General features: G+C 62.0%; 17 protein-coding genes and 2 pseudogenes. 12 read left to right on the top strand and 7 right to left on the bottom strand.

Going from position 1 to position 19050, the window contains the following annotated elements:
* The first annotated feature begins 135 nt into the window (after positions 1-135).
* The 3 genes and pseudogenes from AB1576_08005 (at position 136) to AB1576_07995 (ending at position 1646) form a co-directional block, all read left to right on the top strand.
* On the top strand, positions 136-492 hold the full coding sequence (locus tag AB1576_08005; protein ID MEW6081704.1) for a DUF86 domain-containing protein: 357 nt from the start codon (positions 136-138) through the stop codon (positions 490-492).
* Between the two features lie 811 nt (positions 493-1303).
* Positions 1304-1360 (top strand): annotated as a pseudogene (locus AB1576_08000) (hypothetical protein).
* Positions 1361-1526: 166 nt separating this feature from the next.
* On the top strand, positions 1527-1646 hold the full coding sequence (locus AB1576_07995) for a hypothetical protein (GenBank protein MEW6081703.1): 120 nt from the start codon (positions 1527-1529) through the stop codon (positions 1644-1646).
* Positions 1647-1666: 20 nt separating this feature from the next.
* Here AB1576_07995 and AB1576_07990 read toward each other — a convergent pair whose 3' ends face one another.
* The 6 genes and pseudogenes from AB1576_07990 to AB1576_07965 all read right to left on the bottom strand — a co-directional run bounded on the left by AB1576_07990 (position 1667) and on the right by AB1576_07965 (position 6790).
* On the bottom strand, positions 1667-2110 hold the full coding sequence (locus AB1576_07990; protein MEW6081702.1) for an Rrf2 family transcriptional regulator: 444 nt from the start codon (positions 2108-2110) through the stop codon (positions 1667-1669).
* Positions 2111-2187: 77 nt separating this feature from the next.
* Positions 2188-3171, bottom strand: a pseudogene (gene cysK / locus AB1576_07985) (cysteine synthase A).
* Positions 3161-4036: an ABC transporter ATP-binding protein gene (locus AB1576_07980; GenBank protein ID MEW6081701.1), complete on the bottom strand. Its 876-nt coding sequence runs from the start codon at positions 4034-4036 to the stop codon at positions 3161-3163. Before AB1576_07980 ends, cysK begins: the two are co-directional and overlap by 11 nt.
* Positions 4033-4872, bottom strand: a complete 840-nt coding sequence (locus AB1576_07975) for an ABC transporter permease (protein ID MEW6081700.1) — start codon at positions 4870-4872, stop codon at positions 4033-4035. Before AB1576_07975 ends, AB1576_07980 begins: the two co-directional genes overlap by 4 nt.
* Positions 4857-5741, bottom strand: a complete 885-nt coding sequence (locus tag AB1576_07970) for an ABC transporter substrate-binding protein (protein ID MEW6081699.1) — start codon at positions 5739-5741, stop codon at positions 4857-4859. Before AB1576_07970 ends, AB1576_07975 begins: the two co-directional genes overlap by 16 nt.
* Before the next feature lie 20 nt (positions 5742-5761).
* Complete coding sequence (locus tag AB1576_07965) at positions 5762-6790, bottom strand: ABC transporter substrate-binding protein (protein ID MEW6081698.1); 1029 nt, start codon at positions 6788-6790, stop codon at positions 5762-5764.
* A gap of 234 nt (positions 6791-7024) precedes the next feature.
* On the opposite strand from AB1576_07965, the gene AB1576_07960 reads away from it, so the two are divergent.
* The 9 genes from AB1576_07960 (at position 7025) to AB1576_07920 (ending at position 14656) form a co-directional block, all read left to right on the top strand.
* Positions 7025-7435, top strand: coding sequence for an arsenate reductase ArsC (locus tag AB1576_07960; GenBank protein MEW6081697.1), 411 nt, complete (start codon positions 7025-7027; stop codon positions 7433-7435).
* Positions 7436-8274: 839 nt separating this feature from the next.
* Positions 8275-9564 carry a tRNA (N(6)-L-threonylcarbamoyladenosine(37)-C(2))-methylthiotransferase MtaB gene (mtaB, locus tag AB1576_07955; protein MEW6081696.1) on the top strand — a complete coding sequence of 430 codons (1290 nt, stop codon included), beginning with the start codon at positions 8275-8277 and terminating at the stop codon, positions 9562-9564.
* A 74-nt stretch (positions 9565-9638) separates the two neighbouring features.
* Complete coding sequence (locus AB1576_07950; GenBank protein MEW6081695.1) at positions 9639-10745, top strand: D-alanine--D-alanine ligase family protein; 1107 nt, start codon at positions 9639-9641, stop codon at positions 10743-10745.
* Positions 10746-10779: 34 nt separating this feature from the next.
* Positions 10780-11118: a histidine triad nucleotide-binding protein gene (locus tag AB1576_07945; GenBank protein ID MEW6081694.1), complete on the top strand. Its 339-nt coding sequence runs from the start codon at positions 10780-10782 to the stop codon at positions 11116-11118.
* Positions 11119-11205: 87 nt separating this feature from the next.
* A complete protein-coding gene (gene rpsU, locus AB1576_07940) occupies positions 11206-11382 on the top strand; it encodes a 30S ribosomal protein S21 (protein MEW6081693.1) in 177 nt (58 codons plus the stop codon).
* A gap of 50 nt (positions 11383-11432) precedes the next feature.
* Positions 11433-11894, top strand: a complete 462-nt coding sequence (locus tag AB1576_07935; GenBank protein ID MEW6081692.1) for a GatB/YqeY domain-containing protein — start codon at positions 11433-11435, stop codon at positions 11892-11894.
* Between the two features lie 25 nt (positions 11895-11919).
* A complete protein-coding gene (locus tag AB1576_07930; protein ID MEW6081691.1) occupies positions 11920-13233 on the top strand; it encodes an NfeD family protein in 1314 nt (437 codons plus the stop codon).
* A 1-nt stretch (position 13234) separates the two neighbouring features.
* Positions 13235-14230: a flotillin-like protein FloA gene (gene floA, locus AB1576_07925; protein ID MEW6081690.1), complete on the top strand. Its 996-nt coding sequence runs from the start codon at positions 13235-13237 to the stop codon at positions 14228-14230.
* A 12-nt stretch (positions 14231-14242) separates the two neighbouring features.
* A complete protein-coding gene (locus AB1576_07920; GenBank protein MEW6081689.1) occupies positions 14243-14656 on the top strand; it encodes a hypothetical protein in 414 nt (137 codons plus the stop codon).
* Positions 14657-14737: 81 nt separating this feature from the next.
* Here AB1576_07920 and AB1576_07915 read toward each other — a convergent pair whose 3' ends face one another.
* Complete coding sequence (locus AB1576_07915; GenBank protein MEW6081688.1) at positions 14738-19048, bottom strand: PAS domain S-box protein; 4311 nt, start codon at positions 19046-19048, stop codon at positions 14738-14740.
* Positions 19049-19050 lie beyond the last annotated feature (2 nt).

Raw genomic sequence — 19050 nt, 5'->3', positions numbered from 1 at the left:
CGGACAGTCTAAACGGGCGTGGACAGGATGTAAGACTTTTCGGAGCAATCCTGGATGAAGCGTCAAAATTGGCCGAAGAGAGGCGGCCTTCCAAACTTGCGATTTAGGTAGGTTTGGTAAACCAGGTTAGCTCAGATCCCGAAGGCAGAATTCCTTGCCGATGCCTTCAAGACCGGGGCTACCGAGAGCTACCTCCGCCGGTCCCTAGAGGCCATCTTCGATATTGGCCGGCACATACTGGCGAAGACGGCCTGTCTCGATCTGGCCGCTGAATACAAGGCCATCGCCAGGGGATTGATGGAAAACAAGATAGTGGATGACGCCCTAGGAGAGAGATTGCTTAAGATGGCTGGATACCGTAACCGGATGGTGCACCTCTACAGCGAGGTAACCGATGAAGAGCTCTACGGGATCTTAGTAAATGACCTCGAGGACATCTCGAGGTTTGTCACGCAGGTCCGGGAATTCCTGGCAAGGCATGACCGGTCCTAAACCCATGGCGGTGGAGTGATAACGCAGGGCCGGAGACCGGCCTGTCGGTTGCCACCCCCGGGACCTCTAACCCGCTGGTCTTGGTGGGGCTTAACACAAGACCTCGCAAGCGAAGACCCGACCCGGACGCCTGTGGGATTACCTTCCTCCGGGGAACGGCCCCGCAAGGGAGTCTCTTCTAGCTGGCTCACTCGACACTGGTCATTAAGTAGCGGGCTTCCATAATCGGGAAGGGATTATTGCATCGCGTGCTATGTGCGAATGCCCCTCCGTTCTTACCGCGACGCTCGATAAGCCCCTTTCACTTGTCATCCCACCGCTTTCATCATCTGGGTGCAGCTTGCAGGCCAGGACATCCTCTCCGCATGTTTGCTACCTGCTTCATGACTGGCGTCGCTTGCGGCAGGTCTCAATTCCGGGAGATGAGGAGGCGCAAGCGAGGAGGAGTCAAGAGCCAGAGTCAGCACACGCCGCTCTCGTCAGGAAGACATGATGGTCTCCAGTTCATGCACGATATCCTCGATGCGGTAGGGCTTTGAGATCGCCCCGGTGAAGCCGATTTCGGAGGTTGGACATTGCCGGATCGTTTGAGTAGCCGCTGGCCACGCTGGCGATTACGCCGGGATCAACATCCCGGAACCGTTTGGGGGCTTCCTTAGCACCCATACCTCCAGGAATGGTTAGACCCATGATCACCACGTCATAATCCAGTCCGTTCTTCGTGGCTTCTCATAGACCTCGAGCCCTTGGGTTCCGTCTGCAACGGAATCTACAGTATATCCGCTGATCTCAAGCTACTCCGACAGGGACGGTGACGCTGGGTCCTTGGCCGGCGGCTACCGTGGCCCTGGCGGTGGGAGTGCTCCACAACATCTTGAGCACCGGCACGCTGCTGGCCTTTCCCGGAGGCATGGCGGGGCCTGATGGCCAGATGATGCTACCGGCGTCGCAAGGACCTCCTGGGCGGTGGCCGGGGAAGTGCTCGGCACCGGCCTTGCCGGGCACTCCTGGCCTACCCGGTGGCGACTCTGCTCATGGGCAAGGAGGTGGCCGTGCTGTTCTTCGTGGTGCCCCTCCCCCTGACCAGCCTGACAGGGGCGGCCGTCGCCTACCTGGTGCTGCGGGTGCTGCGCGCCGGCGGGGCGGCACGCTGAACTGCCCGGTGCCCGGCCACTCATATGTGATACATTGGGGACTGCAAGGACAACTCCTCCTGCCTTTGGGCGAGGCTGGCCAGCGAGTGCCGTCCCAGCGACTGCTTCATTGCCCGGGCTAGGTCATCCCATGCTTCCCTCAGGGCACAGCGGGGGGAATGCGGACAGCGGTCCGCACTGTCCACGCATTCGGCCGGTGAGAAGACTCCCTCCATCAGTTGCACGACCTCGTCCAGAGAGACGTCGGCGGCGGGACGGGCTAGGGCGAGGCCGCCCCCGGGGCCGCGCCGGGTAGCGACGAGTCCGCCCGACTTGAGCGTGCCCACAAGCTGCGCCAGGTAGTCGGGAGGTATCTCCTGGGCTGCTGCAAGGTCGGCAAGTTGTACCGGAGAGGCCCCGGTTTCGGCTCCTGCCAGGGCCATCAGCGCCCGGGCGGCGTACTCGGTCCGCGATGAAAGCTGCAAGGGTCGACACCTGCCTTCTGCTGGTCTTGCGCCGGTAGCCCTGAGGCCCCATGGCTTTCGCCCGGCGATGGGTCGCTGAGCGGCGTGCTGAGGTACCGCTCGCCGGAGTCGGGGAAGATGACCACGATCAACTTGCCCGCACTCTCGGGGCGGTCTGCCACCTGCAGTGCCGCCCACATGGCCGCGCCGGACGATATCCCGCACAGGATGCCCTCTTCCCGGGCGACCCGGCGGGCGGTGGCGAAGGCGTCCTCGTTGGTCACCTGGATGACCTCATCGAGGAGCCGGCGGTCGAGCACGCCGGGCACAAAGCCGGCGCCGATCCCCTGGATCCGGTGCGGCCCCGGTTGCCCGCCCGACAACACGGGAGAAGCCTCCGGCTCCACGGCCACCGCCTTGAAGGATGATTTGCGACTCTTGATCACCCTTGACACGCCCGTCACCGTGCCCCCGGTGCCGACCCCGGACACCAGTATGTCCACCTCTCCTCCAGTGTCCTCCCAGATCTCCTCCGCGGTAGTCCGCGAGTGGATCTCCGGGTTGACCGGGTTCTCGAACTGCTGGGGCATGAAGCTGGAAGCGATTTGCCGGTGCAACTCTTCGGCTTTGCGTACCGCTCCGGCCATGCCTTCCGACGCGGAGGTCAGTACGACTTCCGCCCCTAGCATTTGCAGGAGCTTGCGCCGTTCGATGGACATCGTCTCGGGCATGGTCAGGATCAACTGGTAGCCGCGGGCGGCGCAGACCAGCGCGAGCCCGATCCCCGTGTTCCCCGAAGTCGGCTCGATGATGACCGTGTCCGGACTAAGTTTACCTGCCTGCTCCGCCGCCTGTATCATCGCGTAGCCAATGCGGTCCTTGACGCTGTTCAGCGGATTGAACGACTCGAGTTTCGCTACCACCGTCGCGCGATAGCCCGCAGTAACTCGGTTGATCCGAACGAGCGGCGTATGACCGATCGTCTCGGCGATGTCCGAGTAGATCCGCCCGCGGAAAGGATTTCGCTCAACCCCTTTGGGCCGGTTCTCAAGGCTAACGGTATTCCCGCTCTCATATGGCATAATCCAGCACCTCCCCTGTGGCATCAAAACGGTAGATCTCCATGATCCGGTGTTTCAGGTCGTCAATCTGCCGGCGGAACAAATGCCGGGGCCGCGGCAGTCCTACGTCGATCGTGTTCCGCACCGTGCCGGGAGCAGGCGAGAAGACCACCACCCGGTTGGCGAGCAGGATCGCCTCCTCGACATCATGGGTCACGAACACAATCGTCTGGCCCATCGCCTGCCACAAGCGAGTCAGGTCCTCCTGCAGATGCTGCCGGGAAGCGGCGTCCACGGCCGCGAACGGCTCATCCATCAAGATTATCTTGGGCTCGACCGACAAGGCACGGGCCAGGGCGACCCGCTGGCGCATGCCCCCGGAGAGCTGGGCGGGATACTTGTTCTCCCCTTCTTTCAAACCTACCAGGGAAAGATACTTTCTTGCCCACGCCACCCTCTCTCTCCGCGCCATCCCGCGAAGCTTCAGCACGAACACCACATTCTCCAGTGCCGTCATCCAGGGGAACAGTCCGCCATCCTGGAAGACGATCGCTGTGTCGGACTTGGGCATGTCCCGGAAGGTGCTGTTGACAATGGGCGACAGGAAACGGTACTTCCTGCGATATGCCTCCATTTCCCGCCGGGTACCGGGGAGGGGCTCCAGCACCCGTTTCCCTTCCACGTATACTTCGCCCTCGGTTGGCGCCTGCAGCCCGGCCAGGATCTCGAGGAAAGTCGACTTGCCGCTACCGCTGGTGCCGACTATCGCAAGGAACTCGCCGGCGTCGACCTTCAGCGACACGGATACCAGGGCGGTGTTCCCCTCGGCTATTCCTCGTGGATTGACCACGGGGAAGAACTTGGTGATCCCCCTCGCCTCGATCATGCCTGCCGCCCCACCTTCCACACGGCCACCTTGGCCTCGATGTACTTCATGATCTCGATCAGGAACCAACCGGTGAATCCGAGGACCAGCATTGCCACCATCATCCGGTCGATGCGGAAGAAATCCTTCGATTCGACGAGGAGCCAGCCGAGCCCGCTATGGGCGCCGACCATCTCCGAGATCACCAGCATCACGAGACCCAGAGCAATGCCGAGTTTAATCCCCATGACAACGAAGCCAAGGGCATGGGGGAGGTAAACGCGAGTGATGAGGGTCAACTCGCTCGCGCCGAAGGCCCGGGCGGACGCGACATAGCGAGGGTCCGTATCCTTGACTCCCTGGTAGGTGTTGAACAGCACGGGATAGAAGGCGCCCAGGAAGACTAGGAACACCTGCATGGGTAGGCCTATGCCCAGGAGGATTATGGTGATGGGCACCCAGGCCGGCGGGGGTATGGGCGCCAGTATCTGGAGCAGAGGCAGGGTGTGGCGGCGCAGGAACTGGTTCCAGCCCATCAAGGTGCCGATGGGCACGGCGATGACCACCGCGAGGGCGAATCCGAGGCCGAACCTGAGCATGCTGGCGGCGACATGAGCCCCCAGGTCGTGGTTGGCGGCAAGGTCTCCGAAGGCCATCGCCACCACCGACGGTGGGGGTAAGAGCGCTGCAGGGACTACATTTAGGCGCGGCAACACCTCCCATAGGATGAGCAGGGGCAGGAAGATGGTAAGGGATTCGGCGGTCAAGGTGTTCCCGACTACCCCTCGGAAGAACAGGCCGATCTCCCTGGCCACGAGGTTCAGACCTCGGGTCTCGTACGTCATTTGGCGGCCCAAGCCCATCCCCCCAGCTCCCGTCCTAGTTCCTCGCCGAGCCCCGAATAGTGGGCTACCGGAAAAGTCCGGGGAAGGTCGAACCCCGTGGCCTCGATGACCGCCCGGCGGAGTTCAGCTACCCGTTGGCCGGATGCGCGACGGAGCGCTGCATCGAGCATCGCCACGTCCCGATCGGCCACCCCCCTCACCAAGAGAAAGTACTCCACCTGGGCCAGATACAGGGGGCAGCAGGCATCTCCCGGCTGTACATCCCAGTTCTGATAAAGAACATGGTGACCTGCATCCTGGGCCAGGAGAGCCAGGGAAGACCGGGTCACGATAGCATCGACCCGACCTGCCTCAAGTGCCGGTAGCATGAGGGCGAAATCGAGGTACACGAAGTTGATCTCTCCCGTATTCACTCCCAGCCGCTCAGCGTCCTGACGGAACTCCGCGAGCAGCTGGCAGGAGCGCGAGCTGGCGGCGACCTTCCGGCCTTCGAGGTCCCCAAGTCGCAAGTCGAGGGCTTCCCTGACCACCACCGTCGCCCCATAAGGGAATCTCACCGCGCCTGAAACCTTGATATCCGCCCAGTCATGCTCATTGAGCAGCCGGAAGGAGGGGGATGGTTCGAGCAAGGCGGCGTCTATGCGGCCGGAGAGAAGCGCATAGCCCACGTCGGCGGCCGAACCGAACCGTCTGATCTCGACCCCCAGGCCTTCCTCGGCAAATAGCTCTTGGCCGGCTGCAAGGTAAAGGGGCGCAAGCAGTGGTCCGCCGGCGTGGCCGAGTTCAATGGGAGGATGCCCGGCGGGAGTTAAGCCCCACACCGCCGTCGCTGACACGGCCAGCGCGATCCCCAGCATCCCGGTGAAGAGATGACGTCGCATTGTCCGCCTTTCCTCCTGGTTCAGTCCCAAGTTATCCCCCGGAACTCCCGTGCGAACATGTCCTGCCCGGGGCATTCCCTGATGTGGCCCATAGCGACGAGTTCATCACCTAGGTCACACAGCCCAGCTACGTCAAGACGGGTGGTGAACCGGAGTCGCCAGTTGCCATGGGCGATCGCATCCACCGGTGCGCCCGTGTAAACGTGGGCGATGTCCACGATCGTGGAGGCTGTGGGGTCGGCATTGATGATGGCGTTGGCTTCTTCCACCGCCCGGATCATCCGCCGCAGCGCAGCCGCGTTATCCGTGATGAAGGCGGTCCGGGCATTGATGGTGCGGCACGGTATAGCATCTGCAGCCTCGCGGAACATCACCCTGAATCCGGCCAGTTCTGCGATGCTGGCATGTGGTTCCTCGAGGATGGCCCCGTCGACCTGCCCGGCCTTCAACGCAGCCAGTGCCGGCCCGCCGCCGAGCTTGACGAGATTGAAACTCGCCCCGGCCTGCCGCGCTGCGCCGCTGATGGCGATGACCGCCTCGCAAGCGGGTGATATTCCGGCAATGGTGCTTCCGGCGAGGTCATGGTACTCGCGGATCGGCGAACCGGGCGGCACGAGCAGGACTGACGTGCAGGGTGTCTTCACCTGGGCTATGGTCCTGATGGGTGCTCCGCCGCCGACAGCGGCGATGGCCACGGTCGGGCAACTCCAGAACACGTCCGCCGTCCCCGCGATCACCGCGTCCCTCGCGGCGGACAGGCTTTCGACGGTGACGATCTCGACCTTTACGCCGTGTTTGGCGAACAAGCCTTTCTCCTGCGCCACATACAGGTTGAGATGGTGAGTAGTCGGGGCGTCGGCGACGACGATGCGGGTCATCTCAGAGCGGGGGGGTGCCTGCTTTTGCGGCACGCATCCGGCCATCAGCAGCGCCGTCACGATTGCCGCAGTGAGGCAGAGGGGACTCACCCGGCCGCGGCCGGATTGCGGAGAGAGTCCCGCTGACATGGGGAAGAAGGTCCGGTACTCACGTCGAATACCAGCGGTCATTACCAGCCCACCTCCGGGGGGTAGCCCTTTTCCGCCTGACGGGAGCCGGGCTCACGAACGTACCCGCACAGGTCGTCAGGGCTGGCAAGGGCTGCCACGTCAATTGGTGCCCTTATTATAAGAAAGCGTATCATCAAAGTCAAGTATTATGTGATGCCCCGTGCAAGGTGCCAGTCCCGGTCAAAGAGGATATGGCGCCAGCCAATGGAAAAATTCAAAGGGGGGGTGATGACCATGAGTTCCCCGGTGAAACGCATCCTGTTCGTATGTGTGGAGAACTCGAACCGAAGCCAGATGGCCGAAGCTTTCGCCAGGATCCATGGTGGCCTCGACGTTGAGGCGTACTCGGCGGGTTCGCGCCCGTCAGGGGTAGTCAATCCACGGGCGGTGGAGGCGATGAGAGAGGTGGGCTATGACCTCAGCACCCACGCGTCGAAGTCGCTTGCTGAACTCCCCGACGTCGAGTTCGACCTGGTCGTGACCATGGGATGCGGTGATGCCTGTCCCGCGGTACGCGCCCGGCGGCGCGAGGACTGGGCTATCCCCGACCCCAGAAGCCTGCTGCCGGAGGAGTTCCGCAAGATACGTGAGTTAATCGAACGGAAGGTGAAAGGGGCTGTCGCCGCCACGAGCGGCCGAGTTTGAGCCCGAGGGTGGCCACCCTGGTGAGAAGTAACATTGTGACGCCACCACTTCTGGGGATGAAGGCTGGATGATCGGTGGAGTCTCCAGCAAGCCCGGGTTCCCGCAGCCAACCTCGCCCGGCCGGGAGAACGGGGCAGCGGGGATCTTTTGCCAGATGACTTGATGGGGGGCCGGGCCACCACAATGCCTACGGCAGCCATGAGGATGGTGACCGCCACTAGCATGGCGTGTATGCAGTCCCTGGGCTTAAGGAGCATCCGCACGGGGGCGGCGATAACCACAAAGACAAGGCGCCGTCATATCCATGCGTAAGGGGTCCCGCCGCCAACCTGGCTTCTTCCACCCCCTACCTTTGCAGGCTGAGGCTCACGTGAATCCCTTGCCGGGTGACGCTCTCCCGCAGGACCCGAGAAGGCGCAAGAGAAAACGCTCTTGGAACAGACAAAAGCACGCGGGGGGAGGGGGGGAGGTAGCGGAGAAATGCTGAGTACAAGTGCGGGTCGTTACTTAGCAGGGTGAACCCGAACAGCCAAGACATAGCCATATAAGGAAGACGTTACCGCAGACCTGATTCGCCACCGCCAGCGATGCGAGAAGAGACCCAAGGGACAGCCCCGGCATCCTGCCCAGGTGCGCTATGAGAGACCAGCCCGGACCCGGGCCCGGCAATTGAGGGTCTTTACGCGCGCACAGGGTGGACTGGGGGTGCTTCTTTGGGGTAGACTGGGGAAGAAAACCCTTTTAGGACCGCACATGATGTGGCCGGCCCCCTGGCCGTCTCGCATGGCCAAGCCGGGTGGTGTGCCGGGTGCCGGGGGGACCATATGGGGGAGTGCGGCGTGTCCAAAATAGCCATAGCCACCTTAGGCTGCAAGGTTAACCAATACGACTCCCAGGCCTTGGCCGAGGCCTTCAAGGCCGAGGGGTTCGAGGTGGTCCCCTTTTCCTCCAAGGCTGACGTCTATATCATCAACACGTGCGCGGTGACGGCCAGGAGTGAGTCAAAGTGCCGCCAGTTAATCCGGAAGACCATAAGACGAAGCCCCGGTTCCATAGTGGCTGTCACGGGCTGCTACTCCCAGGTCAGGCAATCAGAGGTTGCCACCTTGCCCGGGGTATGCCTGGTTTCTGGCACCCAGGACAGGCTAGGGCTTGTAAAGAAGGTGCGCAGGGCCCTGGCAGGTGAACCCCTTAGCATGCCGGTCAAGGGCGAGACATGGGACTGGGAGGAGGCACCCGTCAGAACCCACCAGGGCAGGCACAGGGCCTACGTCAAGGTGCAGGACGGTTGCGACCAGTGCTGTTCCTACTGCATAGTACCTGTAGCCCGTGGCCCGTCCAGGTCAAGGCCGGTGGGCAGGGTCCTGGATGAGGTCACTCGCCTGGAGGAAGCGGGATACCGGGAGATCGTGCTCTCCGGGATCCATCTCGGCCACTATTCGGGGGGACTCACCCAGCTAGTCAGGTCAGTGATTGCTGTTACCGGGTCCGCCAGGATACGCCTGAGCTCCATCGAACCTGAGGAGGTAGGCGATGACCTCCTTGATGCCATGGCATCCAACCCTCGGGTGTGCCGGCACCTTCACGTGCCGCTGCAGAGTGGTTCCGATCGGGTGCTGGGCCTGATGAACCGCAGGTATACGTCCTGGGAGTATCTTGACACGGTGAAGAAGGCCAGGGCTGCCATGCCGGACCTGGGGCTGAGCACGGATGTGATGGTGGGGTTCCCGGGAGAGGACGAGGCGGACTTCCAGGACACAGTGAGCGTGGTGAAAGCGGCAGGGTTCTCACGCCTCCACGTGTTCCGCTACTCCGAGCGGCCGGGCACGCCTGCGGCATCCATGCCCGCCAAGGTGAGCCCTAAGGTGAAGGAGGCCAGGAGCGGCATGCTCCAGGAGCTCGGCGCGGAACTGGCCATGGACTTTCACCGGGGGCTTCGGGGAACCCGGGTGGAGGTCCTGGTCGAAGGGGTCGCGGGCGGTCTCCTCAAGGGCCACTCCTCCTCCTACGTTGAGGTTCGGTTTCCCGGGCCACCTGGCCTAGCTGGGAGCCTGGTGTGGGTCATGGTGAAGGAGGCACTTCCCCAATACGTAGTGGGGAGACATGATGACGCAAAGGAGCGACCTTGACATATATGTGAATGGGAACAGGACGATGCCTGTCTTCGTCAAGATCCACAGCCAAGCAAAGGGGGGAGCCTTGGTTGAGGCTCAGGGTCGGGGTGTTGCTAGGAGGGCGTTCTGGAGAACATGAGGTATCGGTGCTGTCGGCGGGCTCCATCTTGGCTGCCCTGGACACATCCAGATTTGATATCATACCGATAGGGATCACAGGTGAGGGAAGGTGGCTTCTCCTCAAGGATCTGGAGGCCGTAAAGGCTAGGGGCAGGGTGGAGAAGGGCGACGGCACCCACGTGTACCTGGCCCCTGAGCCCATGGAAGGAGCGCTGCTGGGGCCGGGGCTCCGAGAGGTGGCACAGGTAGACGTGGTGTTCCCGGTGCTCCACGGTACCTTTGGGGAGGACGGCACGATCCAGGGTCTCCTGGAGGTGGCTGGCGTTCCCTATGTAGGGGGTGGGGTGCTCGCTTCCTCGGTGGGCATGGACAAGGCAATGATGAAGGTCCTCTTCCAGGCGAAGGGCATACCAACGGTGAGGTTCTCCACAGTCCCCAGGAGAAGGTGGCGCCAGGACCCCGGAGGCGTATGCGAAGAGGCCGAGGACCTGTACGGGTACCCCGTCTTTGTCAAGCCAGCCAACCTGGGCTCCAGCGTAGGCGTGACCAAGGCCAAGAACCGCGAGGACCTGGAGGGGGCGCTGGAAACCGCTGCCTTGTACGATACGAAGATCCTGGTGGAGGAGGCAGTGGTTGCACGAGAGGTCGAGTGCGGGGTTTTGGGAAACAGCCATCCAGAGGCCTCGATCCCGGGGGAGATCATACCGTGCCGCGAGTTCTACGACTACAATGCCAAGTACATCGACGGCAGGTCAGAGCTGTTAATCCCCGCGCCCCTGCCACCGGCCGTCGCCCAAGAGGTGCAGGAACTCTCCCTGGCAGCCTTCCAGGCAATTGATTGCTCTGGGATGGCCCGGGTGGACTTCTTCATCACTGAAACGAAGGTTCTGGTGAACGAGATTAACACCATACCTGGGTTCACCTACATTAGCGCGTACCCCAAGATGTGGGAGGCCAGCGGCGTCTCGTACTCCCAGCTCCTGTCCAGGCTGGTGGACCTGGCTATGGAGAGGCACGAGGAAAGGGCAAGCCTGGTAACCTCCTACCGGAGGCAGGAACCTGGCGGCCCGTTGTAGAAGCCCTGCGAGGAGTGTTTCGGGAGGGTATGGCGTGAGAGACTGCGTGTTCTGCCGCATTGCCCGGGGCGAGGCACCTGCAAGCATTGTGTACCAGGATGAACGGGTAGTAGCCTTCAGGGACCTAAACCCCAAGGCCCCAGTGCACGTCTTGGTGATCCCCCGTGAGCACTACACCAGCATAATGGAACTGCCCGAGGAGGGTAGACTCCTGGAGTGCCTCCTCCTGGCCATCAAGGAGGTGGCCAGGGCCACCGGGGTCCAGGGAGGCTTCAGGTCCGTGGTGAATTGCGGGGCCAGGGGCGGGCAGACGGTGGGCCATCTCCACTTCCACGTCCTTGGCGGGAGATTCATGCGCTGGCCACCGGGTTAGCGCGTTGACTGTTGAGCCCCTGTCCTTTATAATTTTCGATGAACCTTTGGGAGAGGATTCGGGCGAGCGGGGGGAGGGATAGACAAGGTGCCGGAAGTACGTGTAGGCAAGAACGAGACCCTCGACAGTGCCCTTCGCCGTTTCAAGAGGCAGTGTCAAAAGTCCGGCGTGCTGGCCGAGGCCAGGAAGCGGGAGCACTACGAGAAGCCCAGTGTACGCCGCAAGAAGAAGTCTGAGGCGGCGAGGAAGCGCAAGTACAGGTAAGAAGCGGGGCGGCCGGGCTTCGGCCGCCTTGTTCATCGGGGGTGGGGCTTTTGGATCTTAAGACCAGACTCCTTGAGGACATGCAACGCTCGATGAAGCAAAGAGAGGCGGGCAGGTTTCGCCTCGGTGTCATCCGCCTGGCCCGGGCTGCCATAAAGAACGCCGAGGTTGCCCAGGGGCGCGAGCTGGATGATGCCGGGGTGACTGAGGCCCTGGCCAAAGAGGTCAAGTTGCGCCGGGATGCCGTGGAGGAATACCAGAGGTTAGACAGGCCTGATGCCGTGGCCAGGCTCCAGGAGGAAATTGCGGTCTTGCTGGAGTACCTGCCGCGGCAGATGAGTGGTGATGAGGTTGCCAGTGTGGCCCGGCGCGTGATGGCAGAGGTTGGCGCCCGGGGGCCTGGGGACCTGGGCCGGGTCATGGGAAGACTCATACCTGAGGTCCGGGGGAAGGCTGACGGAACCCTGGTGCGCGCCACCGTTGAGAGGCTTCTTGCAGAAGAGACCCAGTAACAGAGAGGGAGAGGAGGAGGGATCAGTGCGCCGTAGGCTTTGCCTAGTGGCCGTTGCCCTCTTTTTGGTCCTCCTGGGGGTATTGCCCTGCGCTGCCGCCCAGGAGGTTTCCACGGTTCACGTGGTTCCCCTTAAGGGTGAGATCGGCGGGGGCATGGTGAGGTACCTGCGCCGGGCTTTTACGGAGGCCGAGCGGGCGGGGGCTGATGCCATCATCCTGGAGATCGGCACCCTGGGAGGCTTCGTCAACTCTGCCCTGGACATCCGTGACATGATTACGGATTCCCCTGTACCGGTCCATGCCCTCGTAAAGGGGAGGGCATGGTCGGCGGGAGCCCTCGTAGCGGTGTCCTGCGAAAAACTGATGATGGTTCCAGGCTCCAGCATTGGGGCAGCGGAACCCCGGCCCCTGGAGGCGAAGACGCTCTCAGCGTGGAAGGCGGAAATGGAGGCCACCGCTGAGAGACGGGGGAGGGACCCCCGGATCGCTGGTGCCATGGTGGACGCCAGCGTCGAGATCCCAGACCTGGTGACAAAGGGAGAGGTCCTCACCCTGGGGGCGAAGAAGGCCCTGGAGATCGGTTTCATTGACGGCTTGGCTGACGGCATACCCCAGGTGCTGGCAGCCCTGGGACTTGAGGGTGCCCAGGTGAGTGTGGCTGGGCCCACGCCCGCTGAGAGATTGGCGCAGACTGTCACGCACCCCGCTGTGGCGCCCATCCTCCTGACCGTGGGTTTCTTGGGACTCATCCTTGAGGTGTTCACGGCAGGGTGGGGCATACCGGGGACAGTTGGCCTTGTAGCGCTGTTTCTCTACTTTGGTGGGGCCCTCCTGGCGGGTGTGCCGGGGATCTGGATTGTAGCGATGTTCCTGGCCGGTGTGATACTGCTCTTCGTAGAGGCAGTGATCCCAGGCTTCGGTGTGTTCGGGTTGGCGGGCATAACAGCCATGATCATCAGTATCTACCTGGCTTCGGCCACGGATCCCCAGGCACTCCGGTCACTCATGGTGGCCGTGGTGGCCACTGTGGTGCTCGGCGCGGTGCTCGGCCGCTATGCCCTGAAAAAGGGCCTTTGGACAAGGCTTTCCTTGCCCATCTCCCTAAGCACGGAAGAGGGTTATGTGCCCACCGCCATCCGGAGAGACTTGGTGGGTAGACAGGGTGTTGCCCTTACCCCCCTCCGGCCGGCAGGGCTTGCCGACATTGAGGGTGAGCGCATCGATGTTGTCACTGAGGGGGGCTATGCCCTGGCAGGCGCTGGGGTGAGGGTGACCAAGGTGGAAGGCGGCAGGGTGGTCGTAAGGGTTCTCAAAGACGAAGAACTGGGAGGTCAGTGAAATGGAGGTCCTCATAAGCAGCGTCGTTTTCATTGCGGTTGCCGTGATAGCCCTATCCGTTCTCTTTAGCTTCATCCCCCTGGGTCTATGGATCTCGGCCCTGGCGGCTGGGGTCAAGATCAGCATAGTCACCCTCATCGGTATGAGGCTGCGGCGGGTTCCACCGGCACGGATCATCAACCCCATGATCAAGGCTAGCAAGGCAGGGCTGAACGTGAATATCAACAGCCTTGAGGCTCACTACCTGGCTGGTGGTAACGTGGACCGGGTGATAAATGCCCTGATCGCAGCACACAGGGCGGCAATAGACCTGGGGTTCGAGCGGGCAGCCGCCATCGACCTGGCTGGCCGCGACGTGTTGGAAGCGGTGCAGATGAGCGTGAACCCCAAGGTAATCGATACGCCGCTTGTAGCAGCGGTGGCCAAGGACGGCATCGAGCTAAAGGCAAAGGCAAGGGTGACAGTGAGGGCCAATATAGACCGCTTGGTGGGTGGCGCTGGCGAGGAGACCATCATAGCCCGGGTGGGAGAGGGAATGGTCACCACCATCGGCTCATCCTTGGACCACAAGGCGGTACTGGAGAACCCCGACTCCATCTCCCGGACCGTTCTCAACAAGGGCCTCGATGCCGGCACGGCCTTTGAGATACTGTCCATCGACATTGCCGACGTGGATGTTGGCCAGAACATCGGGGCGAGGCTGGAGACGGACAGGGCCGAGGCGGACAAGCGCATCGCCCAGGCCAAGGCCGAGGAACGCAGGGCCATGGCCGTTGCCAGGGAGCAAGAAATGAAGGCCGTCGTCCAGGAGATGAGGGCCAAGGTCGTGGAGGCTGAGGCCGAGGTGCCCCAGGCCCTGGCCTCAGCGCTGGAGAAGGGCAACATGGGAGTACTGGACTACTACAGCCTCCAGAATGTCATCTCCGACACCAAGATGAGGGAGGCCATCTCCCGGACTCAGGGAGCCCATGAGGCAAAGGGCCCCGAGAAGAAGTAGGGCGGTGACGGCATGGAAGGGATCCCATTACTGGTTATCCTGTTCATCCTGGCCAGGCTGCTCGCCCGGCTAGCCTCCAAGGGCGCCCCGCGCCGGGGCCCGGTGAGGAAGGCTGGGGAACCGGTGCCTTCTCCCTGGCTTGAGGAGTTGTTCGGCCAGCCCAAGCCACCCAGGACTCTACGTGTGGCACGGCCGCGGGTGACACCATCTGAATCGAAGGTTGCAGAAAGCAAGGGAGTTATGACGGGCGAGGGCTCAGCCCGGCAGACTGTCACGGTCCTAGAGGAGACCCTCGAGGCGCCGGCCCCCTCAGCGCCGGGGTTCCTTGCAGGTGTCAGCGGGGATGTGGCCAGGGGATTGGTCATGGCTGAGGTGCTGGGTCCACCCATGGCCCTGAGAAGGCAAGGACCACTGAGGGTGCGGTAACCAGGTAGGTATAGAAGGATGAGGCTCCCAGGCAAGTTCACGGGCAGGGGGTCTGGAGGTTACTACTTCCAGGCCCTTTTCTTACACAGAGAGGAAGACCTCCACGAGTTCAGGGTCAAACTGCGTGCCTGCGCACCCCTGGAGTTCTCGCAAGGCCTCTTCCTTGCCCTTGGTCTTGCTGTAGGGCCGGTCACTGGTCATGGTATCAAAGGCGTCCACGATGGCCAGGATGCGGCACTCCAGGGGGATTTCCTCACCCTTGAGCCCCAGGGGATAGCCGGTGCCGTCCCATCGCTCATGGTGCTTGAGGATGAGGTCTGCGATGCCCACCAGGTCTGGTGAGGATGACGCTATCCTGTAGCCCACTTCGGGATGCTGGCGCATGATCTCCCATTCCTTGTCATTAAGAGGGCTCTTCTTGAAGAGAATCCGGTCAGGTGTTCCTACCTTACCCAGGTCGTGTACCTGCGCCAGGAGGGAGAGGTTTGCCATCTGGGGCGAGGTCAGACCAATCTTCTTACCTACTTGGCTACACAGTTCCAGCAGCCTCTTGGCATGTCCCTCGGTGATGAAGTCCCGCTCAGCCAGGGCCGCCATGAGGGTCTGTATTATCCTGCCCCTGGCACTGGCACTGCGCTGGAGCTTATCCCGGTACATCAGGTCATCCGCCCGCTTGTAGGTGTCACTGAGGGGCGTATCTCGGCTTTCTAAGGTTGCCACTCCCAGGGAGACGCTCAAGGGCAGCTGGGATGGGTCCTGGTTGTACAGAGCGATGTTCTGCCTGATGCGCTCGGCGACACTCTCCCCACTCTCGGGACCGGTGCGGGGGAGCAGGGCGACGAATTCATCCCCTCCCACCCGGGCCAGGATGTCCGAAGCCCTTAAGGAATCCTTGAGGATGCCCATGGTGGCTACGAGAAGAAGATCTCCCTTGTCATGTCCCATGGTGTCGTTGACGAGCTTCAGGCCATCAAGGTCCGCCGAGATGATGGTTATCGGGAACTCCCTGCTGCCGCCCAGCCGCTTGAGTTCTTCCTCGAAGTAGGCGCGATTGTAAAGGCCTGTAAGCTGGTCGTGCAGGCTCACGTACTGGAGTTGTTCCTCATATCGCTTCCGCTCCGTAATGTCCCTGACGCACGCGACGACCTCCCCGTTCCCGCTGGCCTTCAGCCGGGCCTCGAAGTCCAGTACCCCCGCGGGAGTCTCCAGGCAGTACTCCAGGGCCTGCAGTTCCCCAGTCTCCAGGGCCAAATCTAGGCACGCGTGTACCTTACTAGCCAGTTCCCGGGGGAGAACCTCGTCCACGGTCTTGCCCAGAAGGCTGCTACGAGGCATGTACAACTTGGAGTCATCCTGCGTGAATACGTCAAGGTACCGCCCGTGCTGGTCGAAGCGGATAAGGGTATCGGGCATGGCCTCGATGATCGACGTCTTCAGGGCTTCGCTCTGCCTCAGTGTTTCTTCCGCCAGTTTTCGCTCGGTTATGTCCCGGGCGACGCCCTGCAGACCAACGGGTTGATCGTTTTCGTCCAGCAGGATCCTACCGGTGATCTCCACGGGGACTGCATGGCCGCCCTTGTGGATCACCTCCACCTCCCGGGTTACGCTGGACGGGATTAGGGACCTCGCCATGTTCCTACTGATCTCCGCCATGATGAGCCGGGCATTCTCCTCATCCACATGGTCCGTCAGCCTGGTGCCCTGCCACTCCTCAGGGGTATAGCCGGTTACCTGCTCTATAGAGGGGTTCACGTACTGGAAGACTAGGTCCGGCGTCATCATCCAGATGCAATCCACAGTATTGTCTGCCAGCAAGCGATACTTCTCCTCGGACGCTCGAAGGGTTTCCTCATGAAGCCTACGCTCAGAGATGTCCCGGACTGCCCCGTACAGGCGCAAGCCGCGAGGGTCTTCCGGGTCCTCGACGCACTCCGTGTAGTTGGTGATGTAAAGGGCCCGCCCGTCCTTGGTAAGAATACGGAATTCCCGGGTGTCCGACTCTCCCGGTGCCAGCCGGTCCAGGGCCTCTGTGGCCGCGTCGCGGTCCTCGGGGTGAGCCGCGAAGAGCCAGCAGTGCTGCTCCTGGAGGTCATCCCGGGAGTAACCTGTAAGATTGAAAAAGGCATCGGTGATCCAGTCTACTTTGTACCCCTGGCTCCCCGTGTGAACACAGGAATAGGAGAAGTCAGCGCTAAGCCTGGCCACGGCACGGTACTGGGTCTCGGAGCGACGGAGCGCCTTCTCAGCCTCCGTGCGTTCCACCACCTTCCACGCGGCATCCATCAGGAGGGTGAGCTGGAGCACATCGGTCTGGTCGTAGTCAGATTCCTTGTTCCCCATCCCGACCACAGCCACAATGCGGTCCTCGCTGAATACCGGGATCGCCATGAACCTTTCCAGCCTGGCGTGTCCTTTGGGTAAGCCCTTCTTAAGGGGGTCAGGTGCCTCGAAGTCGTTTAGGATGACCGGCTTCCTCTGGCGAACCGCCTCGGCCCAGAAGCCGGGCTCCTCCAGGGTGTAGACGTGCCTGTGCCTCTGGGCTGTCTTGCACTCTACTATCACCCCTTCGGACCGGGCGTTCAGGGTGAACTCTCTCCTGTCCTCGGCGTAGTTGTATAGGAATCCTATCTTGCTGCCTGTTAGCTTGAGAGCCTCTTCCAGGGTGAATTCCAGGAGGCCCTGGATGGAATTGGATTTGTACTGGAATATCTCCACCAGGCTCTCAAGGCGGGCCTTGTTGCGTTTGGTTTCTTCCTCTGCCCACCGGCGGGCGGTGGTGTCGGTTCCCACACCCAAGACCACCGGGGTTTCCCCCCATACGCCCGGGGTGGCGGTGAGGTCCATGGTCTTTGCCCGGCCGTTGACGCAGTGTTCTATCTCGGTCCTGCCGCCCCTCTTCACCATGCGGAGGAAGGCCTCTACTGCCCCTTGACCGCGCTTTCCCGGCCAGACCATGTCCTTGATGTTCCGGGACAGGAGTTCCTCCCGGGTGCACTCGAAGAAGTGCAGTGCAGCCTCGTTGCCATCAACGTAGTTGCCCTCGCTGTCCATAACCAGGATGGGGTTGGAGGTTCTCTCAAACAGCGTGCGGTACTGCTCCTGGCTCTCCTGGAGGGCCTTCTCTGCCTTCTTCTGCTGCGTTACCTCAAAGGCCACCTCCAGGCCGCCAATGATGTTCCCCTCGGCGTCCCGGACGGGATTGCCTATGACCTGCCAAGAGCGCCCGTCCGGGGTCACCGTCTCTTGAGTCCTGACACCACCCAGCCTCATGGCCTCAATCACGCAGCAGTCCTCGCAAGGCCCTTCCTGGTTCCGCCACACTTGATAGCAGCGTCGCCCTATGTAGCCCTGGGGGCCCAGCCCCATGTACTCCCTGGCCTCCAGGTTGGCCCAGATGATGCGCATGTCAAGGTCGTAGTACGTGACGAGTTCTGTTAGGCTGTCGAGGATCAGTGTCCTCTCCTGCTGTGACTTCAGCAGTTCCTCCTCAGCCAGGCACCGCTTCTTCTCGCTCATGTCGAACTCCATGGCAAAGGAGATGTCCCTGGCCATCTCGTCCATCACGTGGCTCTCTTCCTCGTCAAAGAAGTCAGGATCTGTAGCCCAGAGCACCAGGGCGCCCTTGACCTCACCAAAGACCAAAAGGGGGAATGCTGCGGCGCTGCCGCCGGTTATCCCGGTGCTCTCTCCGTGCCATGGTGCCGTACAGCCCTTCTTCCCGAGGGGGCTGCAGACGCGGGGAGCCCCCTCCTCAAGGGAAAGTCGCACGGTGGAGCAGCTGCGAGGGTCATAAGAAGAACCGGGCCCCGGGTCCAAGGGGAGGTTGCCTGTGCCGGCATGCACTGCCAGCTCCAGGGAACCGGTCTCCTCGTTCACCAGCCCGAACCAGACGGCCCGTATTCCACCCTTTTCCACGGCTAGCCTGCAGGTTTCCCGCATGATCTCCCCGGGGTTGCGGGAACGCACGATGGTCTGGTTCACGTCGCTGAGGAGTGCATACAGCCGGTTAAGCTTCTTGATGCGTGCCTGTGCCCTCTTGAGTTCGGTCACATCGCGCCCTATGCCGACAACACCGGTCACGACACCGCCTGCGTCCAGTAATGGGGAAAGGGATATCTGGAAGAAGTATGTGCCGCCTTCCCCTGTTACGGACCATTCATATACCACGTCCTCACCGGTAAGAGCCCTGGCGCTGGCCTCCTCATGTGCCCGGGCTAGGTCCGGTTCGAGCAGCTCCCTGGCACGCCTTCCCAGGAAGTACTCCCGGGACAGGCCGAAGCGCTCCGGCCACTTCCCGAATATCCCGGTGTAGCGTTGCTCACCGTCAAGGGTGAAGATGATGTCTGGCATGGAGTCGACCACAGCCTTGAGCCCTCGCCCTTCATCACCCAACT

The organism is Bacillota bacterium (assembly GCA_040754315.1).
Taxonomy (GTDB): domain Bacteria; phylum Bacillota; class Sulfobacillia; order DUSP01; family JBFMCS01; genus JBFMCS01.
Note: the sequence above shows the minus strand (reverse complement) of the source record. Positions and strands in the feature narration are given on the sequence as shown.

Coding starts and splice junctions, on each gene's coding strand:
- AB1576_07965 (MEW6081698.1), bottom strand. CDS start 6,790: ATGACCGCTGGTATTCGACGTGAGTACCGGACCTTCTTCCCCATGTCA.
- AB1576_07995 (MEW6081703.1), top strand. CDS start 1,527: ATGGGCAAGGAGGTGGCCGTGCTGTTCTTCGTGGTGCCCCTCCCCCTG.
- floA (MEW6081690.1), top strand. CDS start 13,235: ATGGAGGTCCTCATAAGCAGCGTCGTTTTCATTGCGGTTGCCGTGATA.
- AB1576_07920 (MEW6081689.1), top strand. CDS start 14,243: ATGGAAGGGATCCCATTACTGGTTATCCTGTTCATCCTGGCCAGGCTG.
- AB1576_07980 (MEW6081701.1), bottom strand. CDS start 4,036: ATGATCGAGGCGAGGGGGATCACCAAGTTCTTCCCCGTGGTCAATCCA.
- AB1576_07970 (MEW6081699.1), bottom strand. CDS start 5,741: ATGCGACGTCATCTCTTCACCGGGATGCTGGGGATCGCGCTGGCCGTG.
- AB1576_07960 (MEW6081697.1), top strand. CDS start 7,025: ATGAGTTCCCCGGTGAAACGCATCCTGTTCGTATGTGTGGAGAACTCG.